Below are 19,281 nucleotides of genomic sequence, written 5' to 3'. Positions count from 1 at the left end.
TGAAGATTTTATATAAGTATTTTGAACTCAAGCTGATCCTCTAAGAGCTAAGAAATATCGGTATAAGTTCCCCCTCAAAAGACTGGATTAGGACCCTACTGATGGATCAAGAACGGAAGACATGCACCAGATCAGAGCATAAAAATCACATACCTGAAAAATGCTATAAATTTAATAGATAGAATTTTTACAGAAATTTATTTGATGAGTGATATATCAAATTCTATAGAATATATATCTAAACTCACCAAATAGAATGACATGCTTTTAATAGAATAAGCTTACCTGGAAAAATATCTGTCAAAGGAAAAACAAACGCCAGAATTTAAATTAAAAATTTTTAAATATTAGAGTTTTATGATTTTTTTGATATTTTCTACCTACTTTAGACAAGGCCATTCTCACTACTAGCATACTTATCTAGTAAGACTTAGGTTTACCAAATAGTAACCACATTTAATTTCCATGCTTCTTTAACGGACAATAAGCTGAATCAAGCTAGACATTAACCTTATGATATCTATGAAAAGCTCTTTCTTTCATATGTTATACAATTCTGTTCTACGTCAACATTCTGTGAGGACTTACATTATATCTACAATGTAAATATGAGATCCTGAAGGTAATTATTTGTTGAAAAATTTCTATTTAATATAGATACCACCAACCATTCAGGCACTGTTTTCAACGCTCAGACTTCGATTGTGCCCAATTCTTGTGCGTTACTTAGAAAAAGTAAAATTTTTAAACTTCTATCTTCTTTTTTATCCCCCCTAATATCTTTTTTTTACGTCTTCAATCTAGTTGGGCCCCAAGGAAGGCAGTTTTGGCCTTGAAAAAAAAATAATAGTGAGCATAAGAGAGAGAAACTCAGTATGATGATGCGCCTTCGTAAACAAAAAAATTTGATTGCTCAAGCAATCCCCGCCACAAACCCAAACGACTATTCAACCCCCTGGTACAGTGTGGCAATTGCCTGTTTGGTAATAAATACTGCATCTGTGGCAGCATTTGCCCAGGAGGGGCAAGGGGACAAGCCCAGTAACTATTCTGGTTCGGCTATTGAAGAAGTAACGGTTACAGCACAGAAAATTGAGGAAAGCATTCAGGATGTGCCTATTGCAGTCTCTGCGCTATCTGGGGATAACATGGATGCTTTAAAGATCGAAGGGGGCAATGAACTGTTACGAGCCGTTCCCAATGTTAACTTCTCCAAAACAAACTTTAGCTCATACAATTTCTCTATTCGAGGAGTGGGAACTCAGTCAATTTCTGCCAGTAGTGATCCTGCCGTTGCAGTAAGCTTTAATAATGCTTCTTTAATCAGGAATCGTCTGTTTGAGCAGGAATTTTTTGATGTACAGCGGGTAGAAGTTCTGCGTGGCCCTCAGGGCACATTATATGGTCGTAACGCCACTGCTGGTGTGGTTAATATGTTACCAATCATGCCGGAAGATGAATTCGCCTCAGAGATTGAGGTTGAAGTGGGCAATTATAATAGTAAGCGCACCAAGGGTATGTTGAATATACCGCTGGGTGAAACTATGGCTTTCCGCTTTTCTGGAGCCATGACCAAGCGGGATGGCTTTGATTACAATACTTATACCAAGAATGATGTTAACGACCGGGATCTCTACTCCACGCGTGCCATTTTTGAATGGACTCCCAGTGATAAGTTTAATGCTAATTTGATTTGGCAACACTTTGATGAAGATGACAAGCGATCCCGCACCGGTAAGCAGCTTTGTACTACTGACCCCGGTGACGACATGGTCGGGAACACAGAGACAACAAGTCTATCAAAAGGTATGACAAGTCAGGGCTGTTTGCCTGGTTCACTATACAGCGCAGATGCTTTTGATGCACCCAATGGAACGGGGCTCGCCTATATACTTTCAGCAGCGGGGCTGATTGACCCATACCTTTTTGGAGGTAGTTTATCAGACTGGAAAGATCCCTACAGCGGTGTAGAGCAGTCGCGAGATTTACGTGAAATATCTACTAGTTTTGACCCAGTATTTCGTGCGGAAAATGACTTGGTACAGCTGAATTTTGAATGGGCTTTATCTGATACCCTCACCTTTTACTCCCAGTCTACCTATGCTAAGGATGATTACTATTCTTCACAGGATTATAATCGGTTTACCACTGGCGCGGCCTTTAATGACCTAGCAGAAATAGGTGATCAGTGGTCATTGGGCCCCACCCCCGGAGGCATTTATACTGACCCACAACTTGGTCCTTCTGACGGTATTTTAGGAGTTGATATCAGCCGTTCCGATAATGAACAGTGGAGCCAGGAATTCCGGTTGCAGACTGCATTTGATGGGCCCTGGAATTTTTCCTTCGGTGCGAACTACCTGAATTTTGAAACCCAGGATGACTACTTTGTCTTTAATAATATGTTCACCATGATTGCTGAATATGTTTACAGCCGGGGAACAGATGAGGATGGCAATAATATTCCGATCAATTGCGTTGACCCCACCACAGATTTAGTTGGGTCAGACTGTATATATATTGACCCTAATTCCCTGGAAAATATTGATGAAATGGGACACAACTACTTCCTCAGTCGTAACTTAGTAGATACCCGTTCCTGGGCTGTATTTGGGGAGGCATATTGGCAAATCACGGACGATGTAAAACTTACCACAGGCCTCCGGTATACTGATGACGAAAAAACTACCACCCCTATATCCAGCCAGTTATTACTTGGTACGTATCATGAAGATGGTATTACTGTTCCAGGTAACAGCTCAGGTGGCTATACGCATATGGGATATCCTGAAGGGGAGAAGTTTTCTCAAAGCTGGAAGGAGTATACCGGACGAGCGGTGCTGGACTGGCGAACAGATACCCCCTTTACCGATGATACAATGTTCTATGTTTCTTTTGCTCACGGTTATAAAGGAGGCGGCTCCAACCCACCACGGGCGGAGATTGACCCTGCGCGGGTTCAATATCAACCACTAGACAACACTTTTGAGCCGGAATTCGTAAATTCCCTTGAATTCGGCACCAAGAATGTTTTGCTGGATGGCCGCCTAAACTTAAACGCAACTGCCTTCTATTACGACTATACCGACTACCAGGTTTCCCAGATTGTTGACCGTATCGCATTAAACGAAAACTTTGATGCAGAAAGTATGGGACTGGAGTTAGAGCTGGCATGGCAAATGACAGAGAGTACCAGGATGAATATGAATGTGGGTTACTTAAGAACCCGCATAGCGGAAGGGGAGGAATCCATAGATGTCATGGATCGTACCCAGGGGAATGAAGATTGGACCGTTCTGCGGCCCTCCTTACAGGTACCTTCCAACTGTATTGCCCCAGTCGAGTATGTTGAAGCTGCTATTGCTTTAGAGCCTATATTTTTCATGACACCCCTATGGGCATTATGTGCAGGCTCAAAGCAGTGGGGCTCATACTCTGATGCGATTGAAGCTCCCCTAAGATATGATCAAATTTTAGCTCTTTTCGGTTACGATCTGCCCCAATATAACCCGCTAACAGATGCCCCAAATGGCGGGCGTGGTTTTTCTGCTGACCTAAGTGGCAATGAATTACCAAATGCTCCTAAGTTAACGTTTAACTTAGCAGTGGAGCATGTTATTCCACTTTCGGATTGGGAATTAGCTTTACGTGCAGATTACTATCGACAGTCTGAGAGTTATGCGCGGGTTTATAATACCGAGTATGACCGCTTAAAAGCCTGGGATAACTTCAATGCATCAGCGACCCTAACCCATCCGGAATCAGAATTGCAAATGCAGTTATATGTGAAAAATATCTTTGATGATACGCCTATCACAAGCGCCTTTACCAATAGTGATGACTCCGGCCTTACTACCAATGTATTCACCCTGGATCCGCGTATTATAGGCTTTAGTCTAAATAAGCGTTTCTGATTTTTATATTTCCAGTAAGGCACTAATAGTTCTATAGTGTCTTACTGGTTTTTCAGACTGGCTATGCCTGAAAATACCTCCATTTCTAATCTTCTTTTCACTCATATAAATCATCGACCAATCGTGTAGCGGGCGGTTGATGATTGTTTGCTAGGACTAGCCACACACCTCCCAATTGTACTTTATTTTGGGAATAGCCTAGTCTCTCTGCATTGTCTTCTTATTAAGGCCTAAAGTAACTTTGAGCCGAAATGCAAGTTTATACAATCTATAGACAAATAGTTTGGCAAAAACTATAAATCTGTACATTTGGTAAATTATTAACGTGCAGAGTTAATGAAGCGAACGGGTAAACTAATTGCAGGCATATTAAAAAAAGAGGATGAGAATTTTTTTGCAGATAATGATTGATATTTAGAAACAAAAATCTTGTTTTTTTATGAATATACAGCCGGGGAAAAAGTAGAGTAGCCAGTACTTTCTGACTACTCTACTTTAGATATTGGCCTTTTAAAGGTTACTTATGGCACGAAAGATGCCTGGGGATTTGTGGAGATAGTACCGGTTATTTTGCAGTCGCTACCAAAACCTACGCTTGGGAGTACCGCGGCATTAAAAGTAATTTCTCCGGTAGATTGGTTAAAACTACCGGTAATATCACCAAAACAATTGCCGGTAATAGCTGCAACAGTTACATCTTTTAGGGTAACGGTATTCCCTGCATTACCTACCAATGTGTAGGGCAGATTGGTAAAGCTAACTGACCCACAAAGGAAACCAGTATTCAATGACAAGCTGCCCACAGAGGCGTTACCTGCTGAATTTGTAGTAGAACTACCAGATAGACCACAAGTAAGGTTTATACCCTTAGATACTTTTATATCACCGACATTGGCCAGGCCAATGGTACCTTGGGGAGACCAGGTGTCAGCGGCTGCACCGGTGCTAACAATTGCCAGGGCGAGCGCGGTAAGGATCTTTTTCATGTTCATTATTTCCTATTTTTAGTAATTAGAATAGGTAGAAGCATGAATACGCTGAGTATTCATCCCTTACGGGTAATGCATCTACATTAATCATCGCTGGAGAAGCAAAAAATTGGGCCCACTTAAACTGCAGTAATATTCAACTTCCAAGTCCTCTTATCTCCACTCCTATAAGACGCTTTTCTCCGTCAGTTCGGAGGGATACAAATTTTGATAAACATGGTATTTGATGCCAGTTTTAGTTATATTTTTTCGTGAGGATAAATATCGGGAGTGTTTATTAATTTTATGAATTTATAAATTACTTAATGATTTTCATTTATTCGCGAATATATTTATTTATAATAAGTAAGCCACAATCTGGGGGCGTAAAACTCTTTATCTTTGTCTGCTTATCCTTAATTTCTTGTTACTAAATTTGAATAATTTTTAAATATCGAGTCTTCAGTAATCGAAGGTTTTAAGATAAATCTTTTTGTCTCCTATCGATGTTCGAAAATCAGATAGAACTCAGACGATAAAGTGGCATATAAAGTAGCGTTTTAGGAAAAGCAGAGTGCTACGGGGAGCAGCAAGCGCAGAATAGGAGAAAGAGAGATTTTAGCGTATAACTCACATATCTAAATTGATGTTCAAATGATCAATTTGATTTTGTACTTCTAAAAGTTGTTCAGCTCGTTCTAGGGTTTAGCCTTCTTTTTTTGCCAACTGATTATCTCCTCACCAAAATCTATCTCTAGCTCTTATTACGCCAGTATCCCGCGATCTTGAGTGCATTGGCTTTATTTCGCAGCTTAAGTAATTCAGGTATTTGAGGGCCCTATCAGTAATAAACCGCTATTTATTTATCATATTAGGGATTTAATCACTGTGTCTTGCACTCAGTGCAGTATTGGGAGTTAGAAGAAATAGAGATAAGCATGGGGCGAACATGTGATTGAGGATAACGGTATTTATGGTTACCCTCTTTGCAGTTTGGAAAGAGACGGCGGTATCGCTCCGCCCCACCTGATGCTGATAGCCGTCTGCTTTAGCAGAAGCCAAGTAGAATCGAACGTAGTATTACTAAAAAATATTTAAACGCAACTGCGCTATTTATACTTATGGTCTCGAAGGGGGTAAAGCAGTTATAAACTCACCCCTCCTCCTGCACCTCACCATAAACATGATAAATCTCTGGCACCTGGCCGCGGTCGTCCATCCGCATTCCCAGATCTCTAATCAGGCCGTCGCGAATATCGTAGATCCAGCCGTGCAGGCTGAGGCGTTGGCCTCGGTCCCAGGCGTGCTGGACTATTTTGGTCATGGCCAGGTTTTTTACCTGTGCCATCACATTTAATTCACAAAGGCGCGCTGAGCGGGATTCTTTATCGAGGGATTCCAGCTCTTGCCGGTGGCGGGCGTAGACATCCTTGATGTGGCGTAGCCAGTTATCCACCAGGCCACATTCGCTGTGGCCCATGGCGGCCTGTACGCCGCCACAACCGTAATGGCCACACACCACCACGTGTTCCACCTTGAGTACTTCTACGGCGTATTGCAGCACCGAGAGGCAATTAAAGTCTGTGTGTACCACCACGTTGGCGATATTGCGGTGAACGAACAGCTCCCCCGGTGCCATGCCCACAATCTCGTTGGCGGGCACGCGGGAATCGGAGCAGCCGATCCATAAATACTTGGGTACTTGCAGGCGGCTCAGGCGTTGGAAAAACTCCGGGTCCTGTGCCGTCCTATCTTCCGCCCAATCGCGATTGCGCGCGAACAGTTGGCGAATCTCTGCCACCTCAGTGGGCCTCCCCCGATAAGTCCAGGCCGGATATTTGCGCGGCCTGCACCATTTTTTGCAGGTAGTCACTGGTCATTTGGCGGCGGCGTTTTTCGGTCAGGTATTCCTCGATACGCTCCGAGACATATTCGTATTCCAGTGGGCGGCCCGGTTCGCATTGCTCCACATAAATCAGGTGCACACCGTAGGGGGTCTCCACGGGTTCCGCTACCAATCCGGTGCCCTGCTCGAACACTGCGCGTTCGAAGGAGGCGACGGTATCACCGCGCCCTACCTGGCCGAGGCTGCCACCGGCTTCGGAGGAGGAGCAGGCTGAGTGGGATTGGGCCAAACGAGCGAAAGATTGAAGCGGATTGGAGTCGGCGCGAATCTGTTCCAGCATATTCTCGGCTGCGGTGCGTGCCTTGGCGCAGGCCTCGGAGTCATCCGGTGCGGCCGGGATCAGGATATGGCGTACTTCTGCAAGGGGATCGGAGCGGAACTTATACGGGTGGGCTTCGAAGTAAGCGCGGCACTCGGCGTCGGTTGCCGGGTTCACCTGTAGCTCGCCTTTTAATAGATCTGAGACTGCGCGATCGAAAGCCTCACTGTGCAAGTCTTCGTCGGCAGCGCAGAGCCCCTGCCCTGCGGCTCGATCTCGTAACAACCAGCCGATAACCAGAGCGCGTGCGGCGCAGTAGATCGCCTGACGCGGAGAATCGGCAGGCTGGTACTGCATCTCTTGGTAGATCAGGTCGGCGGGGATTTCAGTCCCGTTGACGGCCACTACCTCGGCCATCTCAAATTCGCCGCCGGCAGCATCAGTGGCCAGTAATGTATTCATGACTCAACTCCACACTGGGCCCGCTCATGGCGGGCCATTTAATAGTTGCAGGGATTAGCGCGCAGCTTTGGCGCGGACTACCTGGTAATTGCGGCGGAAGTACTGCACTGGAACACTCCATACGTGTACCAAGCGGCTGAAGGGGAACAGCAGGAACAGTGTCATGCCGAGGAAAATATGCAGCTTGTAAATGATGTTCACTCCGCTGATTGCAGCAGCTGCACCGGCACCATCTAGCGTGACAATGGACTGAGCCCAAGCCATCAGTTTGAGCATTTCAGCACCGTCCATATGGCCGGCAGATACCACAATACTGATCAGGCCGAGGATCAATTGCGCGTAGAGCATCAGCAGTATGGCCAAGTCCATTTTGGAAGTGGTGGCGCGTACGCGCTTGTTGGTGAGGCGGCGCTTCACCAGAATGGTGAGGCCGATAAAGCAGATCACCCCGAAGAAACCACCGATCCCCATTGCCATCATCTGTTTGGTGGAAGCTTCAATGCCGAGGAAGTGCCACACTGCCTTGGGTGTGAGTAGGCCGACAAAGTGGCCCGCGAGAATGGCGATCACCCCGATATGGAACAGGTAACTGCCGATGCGTAATTGCTTGCGCTCCAACAACTGACTGGAGCCGGTACGCCAGGTGTACTGATCCCGGTCGTAGCGGATCAGGCTACCCACCAGAAATACCGTGAGGGCGACAAAGGGATAAATGGCGAAGAGCAGCGTATTCAGATAGTTCATCTTGTTACTCCTGTGGTGCGGGCTGGGCAGAATTCTGCGCGGCGTTGGCCCAGTTAAGGGGCTGGCCGTCGCGCAGCTGCGCATTGCTGGGCCGCGTTATTGACTGGTCGCAACTGTTGGCGCCGCTAAAGCTAACGGCCTCTTCCTCCCAGATCTTGTCCAGCGCCTCGGGGGTATCGTCACGTTCTTCGTTGGCGACTTCTTCTTTGAGTGCTGTCAGATCGACATATACCCCGGCCATCTGCAAGAGCGCATCCATCAACAGGTGGTAGGGACTCTCACGCTTGGACAAGCGCGCGCTCAACAGGGCAATCACATGGGTAATATCGTGAACCCAGCCGTAGGCTGCTTCCCCCTGGGTGGCACAGAACTCCAAGTAGGTGGGCAAGTAATCCGGCAGTTCGCGCTCATTCAGCTCAAGGCCGGCGCTGCGATAGCGCGCGGTCAGGTCTACCATGGCTTGGCCACGATCACGGGATTCGCCGTGGATATGCTCGAAGATATGCAGGGATACAGCGCGGCCGCGCTCAAACAAACCGTCGTATTCGCTCTGCCAATCGAGCGCATCCATACGCTCGTAATGGGAGATAAATGCCAGCAGCTTGTCGCGCAACGGAACATCCAGATCCTCGGATTCAGCCAACCAGCTGGTCAGCTCATCCAGGTGCGCCACCAGCTCATCGGACGGGTAATCCAGCAGGCGGGCTATCAGGTTTAGTACTTTCATCGGTATTCTCCGCTCGACCTTAGTCGACTACTTTGGCGGGTATTACTTCGCGCACCGCTTGTTGCTTGCCACCGAAAATATTGGTGCTGTCGTTGCCGGTGCTACAGCCGTTGCCGAAGCTGAAACCACAAGAGGACTTCATGTCGTAGGCGTTTTCGGCGTAGGCCTTATGGCTTGAGGGCACCACGAAGCGATCCTCGTAATTGGCCAGTGCCATGTAGCGATACATCTCTTCTACCTGGGCTACGGTCAGGCCAGCCTCTTCCAGCAATTCGCGCTCCTGAATGCCGTCCACATGGATGCCGCGCATATAGGCGCGCATCACAATCATGCGTTCCAGGGCACGGGCCACTGGCTTCTCGTCGCCGGCGGTGAGCAGGTTGGCCAGGTATTGCAGCGGGATACGCAGGGTGGAGAGATCGGGGATCTCGGCGCCGCGACCCACGGTAACGGTTTCCACTTGGCCGGCCTGTACTGCGTTCTGGATCGGAGACAGGGGTGGCACGTACCAAACCATGGGCAAGGTGCGGTATTCCGGGTGCAGCGGCAGGGCGATCTGCCAGTCGATAGCCATCTTGTACACCGGAGATTTCTGCGCAGCTTCGAGCCAGGCTTCGGGGATACCTTCGGCGCGGGCAGCTTCCTGGACCTTCGGATCGCTGGGGTCGAGGAAGATATCGCACTGGGCCTGGTAGAGCGCTTTTTCGTCTTCTACAGAAGCGGCTTCCTCGATGCGGTCTGCGTCATAGAGCAGTACGCCCAGGTAGCGGATACGGCCCACACAGGTCTCGGAGCAGATGGTTGGCTGACCCGCCTCGATACGTGGGTAACAGAAGATACACTTCTCAGATTTACCGGTTTTCCAGTTGTAGTAAATCTTCTTGTAGGGGCAGGCGGATACGCACATGCGCCAGCCGCGACATTTATCCTGATCGATCAGAACAATGCCGTCCTCTTCGCGCTTGTAGATGGCGCCGCTGGGGCATGCAGAAACACAGGCCGGGTTGAGGCAGTGTTCGCACAGGCGCGGCAGGTACATCATGAAGGTGTTTTCAAATTCACCGTAAATGTCGGCCTGCACCTGCTCGAAGTTTTTGTCCTTTTTACGCTTCTCGAATTCGGTGCCGAGAATCTCTTCCCAGTTGGGGCCCCATTCGATTTTTTCCATGCGCTCGCCAGTAATCAGCGAGCGCGGACGGGCTACCGGTTGGTGTTTCTGCTCCGGTGCCTTGTGCAGGTTCTGATAGTCGAAGTCGAACGGCTCGTAGTAGTCGTCGATCTCCGGCATATCCGGGTTGCCAAACAGGTTGGCTAGTACGCGGTGCTTGCCACCAATCTTCGGCTGCAATTTACCGTTCTTCTTGCGGGTCCAGCCGCCGTTCCATTTGTCCTGGTTCTCCCACTCTTTGGGGTAGCCAACACCGGGTTTGGTTTCGACGTTATTGAACCAGGCGTATTCAACCCCCTCGCGGGAGGTCCACACATTTTTACAGGTCACCGAGCAGGTGTGACAGCCGATACATTTATCGAGGTTCAGCACCATGCCTATCTGGGCTCTAACTTTCATTGCTACACCTCCTCTCGCGTCGGCTCTTTGACGTCTTCGCCATCCAGCCAATCGACCTTGTTCATTTTCCTGACCACCACAAATTCATCCCGGTTACAGCCCACAGTGCCGTAGTAGTTGAAGCCGTAGGACTGCTGGGCGTAGCCACCGATCATATGGGTGGGTTTCATCACCGCGCGGGTTACGGAGTTGTGGATACCGCCCCGGGTGCCGGTAGTTTCCGCTCCCGGTGTATTCACGATGCGCTCCTGGGCGTGATACATCATCGCCATACCGTCGGGCACTCGTTGAGATACCACTGCGCGGGCAGCAATGGCGCCGTTAACGTTGAAGATTTCGATCCAGTCGTTGTCTTCAATACCTGCCAACTTGGCGTCGTACTCACTCATCCAAACGATGGGTCCACCGCGAGACAGGGTGAGCATCAGCAGGTTGTCGGAGTAGGTGCTGTGGATGCCCCACTTTTGGTGCGGGGTGATCCAGTTCAGCAGGATCTCCTTGTTACCGTTGGGCTTCTGGTTCAACACCGGTTGCACGGTTTTCAGGTTGATCGGCGGCTTGTACACACACATGTTTTCGCCGAAGTCACGCATCCACTCGTGATCCTGGTAGAACTGCTGGCGGCCGGTGATGGTGCGCCAGGGGATCAACTCGTGCACATTGGTGTAGCCGGCGTTGTAGCTCACATGCTCATCTTCCAGGCCAGACCAGGTGGGCGAGGAGATAATCTTGCGGGGCTGTGCCACGATATCGGCGAAGCGAATTTTTTCGTCTTCCTTGGGCTTGGCCAAATGGGTGTGATCGCGACCGGTAATCTCACCGAGGGCTTCCCAGGCCTTCACGGCTACCTGGCCGTTGGTTTCAGGGGCCAGTGACAGGATCATTTCGGCAGCATCTACCGCACTGTCGATACGAGCGCGGCCATCGCGAGCAGTCTCATCTTTCCAAGTGCGGTTGAGCTTCTTGAGGAAGTCCACCTCATCATCAGTATTCCAGCTGATGCCCTTGCCGCCGTTGCCGAGTTTTTCCAACAATGGGCCGATAGAGGTAAAGCGGTTGTAGGTATTGGGGTAATCGCGTTCCACCTCAATCATGCTCGGCGCGGTAACGCCGGGGATCAGGTCGCACTCGCCTTTCCACCAAGCCTGTACACCGAACGGCTGGGCGATTTCTCCGGGCGTATCATGGTGAATCGGCAGAGTCACCAGATCCTTTTCCACCCCCAGGTGGCCATCGGTCAGGTTGGAGAATTCCTTCGCTATGCCTTTGAAAATTTCCCAGTCACTTCGCGCTTCCCAGGCTGGGTCCACCGCCTTGGTGAGCGGGTGAATAAAGGGGTGCATGTCTGAGGTGTTGAGGTCGTCCTTCTCATACCAGGTGGCCGTCGGCAATACGATATCGGAGTAGAGACAGGTGGTGGACATACGGAAGTCCAGTGTCACCAGCAGATCCACTTTGCCCTCGCTGGGGGCGTCATGCCAGGCCACGTCTTCTGGTTTTTTTCCGCCTTCTTCACCCAGGTCTTTGCCCATCAAACCGTGCTTGGTACCGAGCAGGTGGCGCAGCATGTACTCGTGGCCCTTACCAGAGGAGCCGAGTAGGTTGGAACGCCAGATAAACATATTGCGCGGGAAGTTCTGCGGGTTATCCGGGTCCTGGTTGGCGAATTTGAGCGCACCGCGCTTGAGCTGCTGCACCGTGTAGTCTTTGGCAGACATACCGGCGGCGGCGGCATCTTTAGTCAGTTGCAGGGGGTTGATCCCCAGCTGCGGCGCGGAGGGCAACCAGCCCATGCGCTCGGCGCGGCTGTTGTAGTCGATGATGGAAGCCTGCCACTTGCTCTTGTCGGCCAGCGGTGAAACCACTTCATCCATCTCCAGCTTCTCATAGCGCCATTGGCTGGCGTGGTTATAGAAGAAGGAGGTACCGTTCATATGGCGCGGTGGACGCTGCCAGTCGAGACCGAACGCGAGTGGGGTCCAGCCGGTCTGCGGACGCAGTTTTTCCTGTCCCACATAGTGAGCCCAACCACCGCCACTCTGGCCGATACAACCGCACATCATCAGCATATTGATGATCCCGCGGTAGTTCATATCCATGTGGTACCAGTGGTTGAGACCCGCCCCCAGAATTACCATGGAGCGTCCACGGGTCTTGTCGGCGGTGTTGGCAAACTCACGGGCTACCTGGATGACATTCTCACGACGACAACCGGTCACCTTTTCCTGCCAGGCGGGGGTGTAGGGCTTGTCTTCGTCGTAGTTCTGAGCACAGTTGGGGTCGTCGAGGCCGTGCTCGACACCGTAGTTCGCCAGGGTCAGGTCGTAGACGCTGGCTACTTTTAGAATCTCGCCATCTTTGTTTTGAACAAGCTTCACCGGCACCTTGTAGTCGATTACTTCATCGTGTTCGGTGTGCTGGAAGTAATTGTGCTCGTGGGTCTGGCCGCCGAAATAGGGGAAGGCGACTTGTGCAATTTCATCGGCGCAGTCTTTGAGGCTGAGCTTCAGCTCCAACTCTTCGCCACTGCGACCATCGCGTTGCTCAATATTCCACTTGCCACGGCCTTCTTTCGCTGAGGGCTCTCCCCAGCGATAACCCATAGAGCCCTGAGGGGAAACCAGCTGGCCATCGTGATTAACACCGATGGTTTTCCATTCTGGGTTGTTATCCTGGCCGAGGTTATCCGCCAGGTCAGAGGCGCGCAGGAATCGGCCCTGTACCAGCTTGCCGTCGCGCTCTTCCAGGGTCACCAACATCGGCATATCGGTGGTGGTGCGCACATACTCGGTGAAGTAGGCGCTGGGCTTGTCGACGTGGAATTCTTTCAGGATCACATGGCCGAAGGCCATCGCCAGGGCCGCATCGGTACCCTGGCGCGGTGCTAGCCAGGTGTCGCCAAACTTGGAGCACTCTGAGTAGTCAGGGGTGACCACACAGGTTTTGGCGCCCTTGTAACGTACTTCACTGAGGAAATGCGCATCCGGGGTACGGGTTTGAGGCACATTGGAGCCCCATACGATCAGGTAGTTGGAGTTGTACCAGTCGGCGGACTCCGGCACGTCGGTTTGCTCACCCCAGACCTGCGGTGAGGCGGGCGGCAGGTCGCAGTACCAGTCGTAGAAACTCAGACAGTTGCCGCCGATCAGAGACAGATAACGAGCACCAGCGGCGTAGGAAACCATGGACATGGCGGGAATCGGCGAGAAGCCGGTCACCCGGTCGGGACCGTATTTCTTGGTGGTGTAGACGTTGGAAGCGGCAATCAGCTCGTTAACTTCATCCCACTTGATCCGCACAAAGCCGCCCATACCGCGACGCTCTTTGTAGGACTGCGCCTTGGCCGGGTCTTCGACAATACTGGCCCAGGCCTCCACCGGATCACTGTGTCTCAACTTGGCTTCGCGCCAGAGTTTTACCAGACGTTTGCGGATTTTCGGGTACTTTAGGCGGTTAGCCGAGTACATATACCAGGAGTAGCTGGCACCACGGGGGCAGCCACGAGGCTCGTGGTTGGGCAGGTCCGGGCGGGTGCGCGGGTAGTCGGTCTGCTGGGTTTCCCATGTGACCAGGCCGTCTTTGACGTAGATCTTCCAGCTGCAAGAGCCGGTACAGTTCACCCCGTGGGTGGAGCGCACAATCTTGTCGAACTGCCAGCGACGACGGTAGCCATCTTCCCAGCTGCGGTCGTCATTCGTCTTTTCCCCGTGTCCTCCGGAAAAGGGCTCTTTTTGTTTCTTCAGATATTTCAGTCGGTCCAGGAAATGGCTCATGCGGTACTCCCAGGGCATCGGCATGCGGTTAAAGCATCGGTTTACCGGGAATATAAAAGGGAGGGACGGCGGGATCACCTGACCAAAAAGGGGTAGAAAAGCGACGAACTACCCCCGAATAGGTAGGGAAACGACGCCAGGGGGCCGCTATGGTGGAGCCTTATCCCAGCAATAACAGGGCCTCTGTGCAAAAAACAGGCGTCAGGTTAAATTATGTGCAAAACTGGCGATCTTTAGTGGTACCCACAACTTTGTGCGCCAATGGACGGCACAATAGAGATCAGCCATCCACAACCGCCCCTGGGCGAAGTGAATCCGATATGCTGAACCGAATTCGACAGTCCATCGTCTACCGCATCGGCACCCTGATGCTGCTCACTGTGCTGGTAGCACTGAGCTCTATGGTGGCGTCCTATATTATCTCCGATGCCGCCGAAAACGATGCCGCCGCCGTTAACCTGGCCGGATCATTGCGGGCTATGAGCTACCGACTTGCGGCCACTGCACCCTCTGGGGATGTCGAAGCCACAGCTGAGTTGGCAGACGAGGTGACCGCACGCCTGACCCGGGTGCTCAGTATTTCCGACTTCACTGCCAGCGATAACCTGCCCGCAGCGCGCAATTACCGCAAAGTAATCGAAAGCTGGGAGGGAGAAATCCGCCCACTGCTGGAGTCCATTGCCGCCGGGCGCACTTCCATGGACTCCTTGCAATTGGCCAACCGCCTGGAGCCCTTTATCGGTGATGTGGATACATTGGTGTTCGATTATCAGACCATCGCCGAGGAAAAAATAAGCCTGCTGCGTTTGGTCCAGGTGGGCTCACTGTTTGCCATTGTGACCCTGGTTTATCTCTCTTTGTGCATTCTGCACCGCTCTGTGGAGCAGCCTCTCAAGCAGCTGACCAACCGCTCCCTGAGCATCGCCCAGGGAGACTTCAACCAAAACCGCCTGGAGATTAACAGCGAGGACGAGCTGGGGGTTTTAGCGCGCACCATCAATTATATGAGCGATGAAATTCATGCGACTCACCGGGATCTTGCCCATCGCGTGGAGTTGAAAACCTCACAGTTACAAAAGAGCCATGAGGCATTGGACTTCCAGTACCGCTTGGCTCGACGGATCAGCGAGGGTCCCCTCTCGGGAGCGGAATTGGGCCAGTGGCTGGGAGAGTTCGCCAATGTCGCCAGCCTGGACAACCTGGATCTGTGCCTGATGACCCCGGAGGGCGAAGCGCCCTACGAGCATCTGGTACAGGGGCTCGGCAACACTCAGTGCACTGGTAGTGAATGCCATATCTGTGTAAACACCTGCGGCCCCTCTGATGAAGACCAACAGCGCGTGTATCGATTCCCACTGGAGGTGGACAAACGCAATTACGGCGTACTCACCTGCACCCTGCCCCGAGGTGAGAGCCTTGATGAAGAACAGCAGCAGCGCTTGGCTACCTTTGCCGACAGTGTCACTGCGGCCATCGCCATTAATGAGCGAGAGGCTCAGGAGCGCCGTGTTGCCCTACTGGACGAGCGCGCGATCATCGCCCGGGAGCTACACGATTCCCTGGCCCAATCCCTGTCCTATCTGAAAATTCAGGTTACCCGACTCAACCGCGCCAATCGCAGTGAGCAGGTGGACAAGTCCAAGGTAGAGGAGATTATTACCGAGCTGAAAGAGGGTCTAGATTCCTCTTACCGTCAGCTGCGCGAACTGCTCACCACCTTCCGCCTGCAAATAGGTCCCGGCGGCCTGCGCAGTATCCTGGAGCAATCTATCCTCGCTTACCGGGAGCAGCACCCGCAAATTAATGTGCTGCTGGATTACCATCTGGACGAGGTGCCCCTCACTCCCCACGAGGAAATTCACCTGTTACAACTGGTGCGCGAGGCCTCGCAAAACGCTGTGTACCACTCCCAGGGCGACATGGTGCAGATCAGCCTGACCCAGGCCGACAACCACTCCCTCAATGTACGTATCCTCGACAACGGCATCGGTATCAGCAACGCGCCGGAGAAACGCAATCACTTCGGTATGTCGATCATGCAAGAGCGCGCCAGCAACCTAAATGGCAATCTGAATATCCGCCGCCGCGACGAAGGGGGCACCGAAGTGCGTTTCAACTTTATTCCTCTCTACGCCCGTGAGCGGGAGTTGGTGTGGAAGGACGTGGGGTGATAACTCTCTACCTTTATGAAAGGTCACTTGGGGCGAGCACATAATTGCCGCCCCTATCTTTCGAAATCCGCCAGTATCTTTATTACTAAAAAGGGAGAAGGAGAGAATACACCGCGCTCGGGACCCTATGAGGCATGGATGCCGATTAGGAGCTTACAGGGATGTATTCACTGCGTGTCTCGAGTGCGGTGTATTCTTTCCTTCCACCCCAGTAGTAACTATCTTCAACGACCTTATTACCTATCCAAGCGCACTTCCATCCTGAAGCTCCTCCAACACCCAAGTAGCTATCGTCAAAAATTCTGACTCTTAAATTGACCCCCAAGGGCCAACCGCGAGCCCATATGCTACAAGTACTTATCGCTAGCCTATCCCGTGATTCACACCGATGACATTGGTGAATATCAGCCTCCTCGATGGCCTGGCATCCAACCATTCCATCAAGCAATGACTATATCGATTTAATAGAGAGGAGAGGTTTATGAAACTGAGTTCATTGCCCAGAGCCACTTTCTTAATGTTGGCAGTATTTCTGCTGGCTTATTCTGCATTCACGGTTTCCGATAGCCATAACAAAAAAGAGAAAGATCCATCAGCTGCCAAGCATGGGGCTGGTGGTGAGAAAGCCTGGTCCAAAGCGGGCAATGACAAGATGTTCACCATCTTTAAATCTGACCTAACCACCGCTAATGAGAATATGCTCGGAAAGAAGGTGAATCCGCAAACCCCCAAAGATGCTGATGGATTCTTTATTGGCGCCTACGACAAACAGTCACATATGCTGCACTTTATGGTTGGCTACAGCGATCTATCAAAGGGCGGGGTGGCAATGTCGCACTTCCATATGCAATGTGCAGGCGATGGCAAAGAGCCCCCTATTTGCAAACCGGGTAAACCCAGTGGCCCGATTATTCAAACCATCTGCGGAATGCCCAATCATCCGGGTATGGTTCCCGACTGGCCCGAGACTAAAACTGACAAAGGCAAGCACGGCTTGGCAAAAAAATGTGCTGAAGGCACCAGTGGATATATTATGGGTAAATGGATGGTGGAGGAGCCCTATCGCAAGGCGTTAATGGATGGGAAGGTCTTTGTTAACTTGCATACCCAGCTGGACCCCAAGGGTGAGGTTTCCGGCCTGTTAACAATGGACAAATAGATTGTAAATTTACTGACGCGTCTATAAGCCAAAATTTACTGCTGAGACAAGAAAAAGCTGGGCTTCGTTATGTAGAAGCCCAGCTTTTTTATATCTACCTGAAAATTGTTAATTAACAAAAATCAGAATTTTGCTGTAAGCATCAACCAGAGCTTATCGGTATCCTCACTGTATTCATCTGCATCGTAAGCGGCATACTTTACCAACGCTGAGAAATATTCATTAAACTCGTGACCGTAACTGATATTCCACTCAGTCCCGTAATCTGCTGAACCTTCATTGGCCTCAAAACTGTGGTAAGTAATTCCCAAATCTCCCCCGGCAAGCGCCAAGCTGGCACCGAGATATAAATCTTCAACACCATCTGCTGGAGTTTCAATGAACTTATCTGTGTAGCCTTGGAATTTGTGTAGTGTCGCCAGTGGTGTGCTAAAACCCACACCGTCGTCAGAACCCAGAACTTCATAACCCAACTTGCCTTTTACCGGCCCCAATGGTGCGGCAACTTCAGCAAGATAATAATCGGCTGCAAAATTACTGGGATTATTGCCGATATCCTCCTGGCGGGCATAACTCAGCTGAGTTTCAAACAGGCCAAAATCTCCCCGGTAAGCGGCACCGAAAGTACGGGATGAGAATCTCTCAGCGTTATCCAGGTCCAAGTTGTAGAAGAAGGCAGTTAACTTATGCGCTTCTACCAGTGGATAGCTGGCATGAAACAGTTGAATATCCCCATCCAGGTCCGATAAGTCACTGTCTTCACCAAAAATACGGTTTACGTTGTAGATATAGCTGTAATCCAGCTGTAACTCCCCTTCCCCGCCAAATTGGTAACGCAGGCCGTCATACGTCTGTTCATTCTGGCGCCAGCCCACACCACCGACAAAACGCTGATCATCCAGGTTAATGCGCTGTCGACCAGCAATCACCATAGAGTTAAAACCACTGTACTTTAAGTAAGCTTGATTAACCTCTGTGCCCTGGGGGTCGGCAACCACGGGGTGCTCGGTATTGCCATTCACGGTGGAATTGTAATTGTCGTTGCCAATTTCACTAATGTTATCCACTTCAAAAAACGCATCAAAACCACGGTAACTGCCACTGGTCCAATTCAGTCGGGTTCTCAAGGTTGAGGCGATAGCAACATCGTCCATATTGTCCTGATCAACATTTTCTATCCGGTAACGAAGAATTACCCCCGCCTGCCCTGAAGTCAGGGCATCAGTGAGTGTGGCGCTTTCATTCTCTGCTGCAATTCCCTGAGAGCCGGAAATGCCAAGGATGATGGCCGCGATTACGGTGGACAATTTCTGTTGTTTCATTCGCCGTTCCTTTGCAAAAGATTAAGTAGAAGGCAACCGCTGAAACAGGATTCATTCCATAAAATAATTCCAATATTCAGCAGCCATCCCAGGTGCGGGGAGCATTATGCAGCTCAAGTAGCAACTTAGCTATTGATATAAATCAGTGAAATTGTCTTCTTCTAAATATATTCAGCTCTTTTACAATTTAATTTAACTGAGACACATCAACCACTTGAAATAAGATTTTCCATAGCTAAATAAAATAGAAAAAAAACAGCTTAATGGAACATTTTGAACAAATTTAACTAATATAGGTATTAAAAAATC

Annotated in this window: 11 protein-coding genes; 3 read left to right on the top strand and 8 right to left on the bottom strand. The window is 50.3% G+C overall.

What is annotated here, in order from left to right:
• The first annotated feature begins 875 nt into the window (after positions 1 to 875).
• Entirely contained in the window at positions 876 to 3,914 is a 3,039-nt protein-coding gene (locus ACJJII_RS07045) for a TonB-dependent receptor (protein WP_444918743.1), read from the top strand.
• Between the two features lie 521 nt (positions 3,915 to 4,435).
• Here the strand turns inward: ACJJII_RS07045 and ACJJII_RS07040 are convergent.
• The 7 genes from ACJJII_RS07040 to ACJJII_RS07010 all read right to left on the bottom strand — a co-directional run bounded on the left by ACJJII_RS07040 (position 4,436) and on the right by ACJJII_RS07010 (position 14,320).
• Entirely contained in the window at positions 4,436 to 4,900 is a 465-nt protein-coding gene (locus ACJJII_RS07040) for a PraA/PraB family alkane oxidation protein activator (RefSeq protein ID WP_413663995.1), read from the bottom strand.
• A 1,135-nt stretch (positions 4,901 to 6,035) separates the two neighbouring features.
• A complete protein-coding gene (gene can / locus ACJJII_RS07035; protein WP_444918742.1) occupies positions 6,036 to 6,683 on the bottom strand; it encodes a carbonate dehydratase in 648 nt (215 codons plus the stop codon).
• 1 nt (position 6,684) lies between these two features.
• Positions 6,685 to 7,509, bottom strand: a complete 825-nt coding sequence (locus tag ACJJII_RS07030) for a peptidylprolyl isomerase (protein WP_282930421.1) — start codon at positions 7,507 to 7,509, stop codon at positions 6,685 to 6,687.
• A 54-nt stretch (positions 7,510 to 7,563) separates the two neighbouring features.
• Positions 7,564 to 8,253 (bottom strand): respiratory nitrate reductase subunit gamma, encoded by a 690-nt coding sequence (gene narI, locus ACJJII_RS07025; protein WP_282930422.1) that lies wholly within the window; start codon positions 8,251 to 8,253, stop codon positions 7,564 to 7,566.
• Between the two features lie 4 nt (positions 8,254 to 8,257).
• A complete protein-coding gene (gene narJ / locus ACJJII_RS07020) occupies positions 8,258 to 8,980 on the bottom strand; it encodes a nitrate reductase molybdenum cofactor assembly chaperone (RefSeq protein ID WP_444918741.1) in 723 nt (240 codons plus the stop codon).
• Between the two features lie 19 nt (positions 8,981 to 8,999).
• Positions 9,000 to 10,547 carry a nitrate reductase subunit beta gene (gene narH, locus ACJJII_RS07015; protein WP_444918740.1) on the bottom strand — a complete coding sequence of 516 codons (1,548 nt, stop codon included), beginning with the start codon at positions 10,545 to 10,547 and terminating at the stop codon, positions 9,000 to 9,002.
• A 2-nt stretch (positions 10,548 to 10,549) separates the two neighbouring features.
• A complete protein-coding gene (locus tag ACJJII_RS07010) occupies positions 10,550 to 14,320 on the bottom strand; it encodes a nitrate reductase subunit alpha (RefSeq protein ID WP_413663992.1) in 3,771 nt (1,256 codons plus the stop codon).
• Positions 14,321 to 14,640: 320 nt separating this feature from the next.
• Here ACJJII_RS07010 and ACJJII_RS07005 point away from each other — a divergent pair, with 320 nt between their 5' ends.
• Together ACJJII_RS07005 and ACJJII_RS07000 are read left to right on the top strand one after the other, a co-directional pair.
• Positions 14,641 to 16,491, top strand: coding sequence for a histidine kinase (locus tag ACJJII_RS07005; RefSeq protein ID WP_444918739.1), 1,851 nt, complete (start codon positions 14,641 to 14,643; stop codon positions 16,489 to 16,491).
• Positions 16,492 to 16,972: 481 nt separating this feature from the next.
• Positions 16,973 to 17,650 (top strand): CHRD domain-containing protein, encoded by a 678-nt coding sequence (locus ACJJII_RS07000; RefSeq protein WP_444892519.1) that lies wholly within the window; start codon positions 16,973 to 16,975, stop codon positions 17,648 to 17,650.
• A gap of 122 nt (positions 17,651 to 17,772) precedes the next feature.
• On the opposite strand, the gene ACJJII_RS06995 is transcribed toward ACJJII_RS07000, so the two are convergent.
• Positions 17,773 to 18,972, bottom strand: a complete 1,200-nt coding sequence (locus tag ACJJII_RS06995; protein WP_444918738.1) for an alginate export family protein — start codon at positions 18,970 to 18,972, stop codon at positions 17,773 to 17,775.
• Positions 18,973 to 19,281 lie beyond the last annotated feature (309 nt).

It is taken from the genome of Microbulbifer maximicatervae (SeqCode), from assembly GCF_052467825.1.
This window is presented reverse-complemented; position numbering and strand designations above follow the sequence as displayed.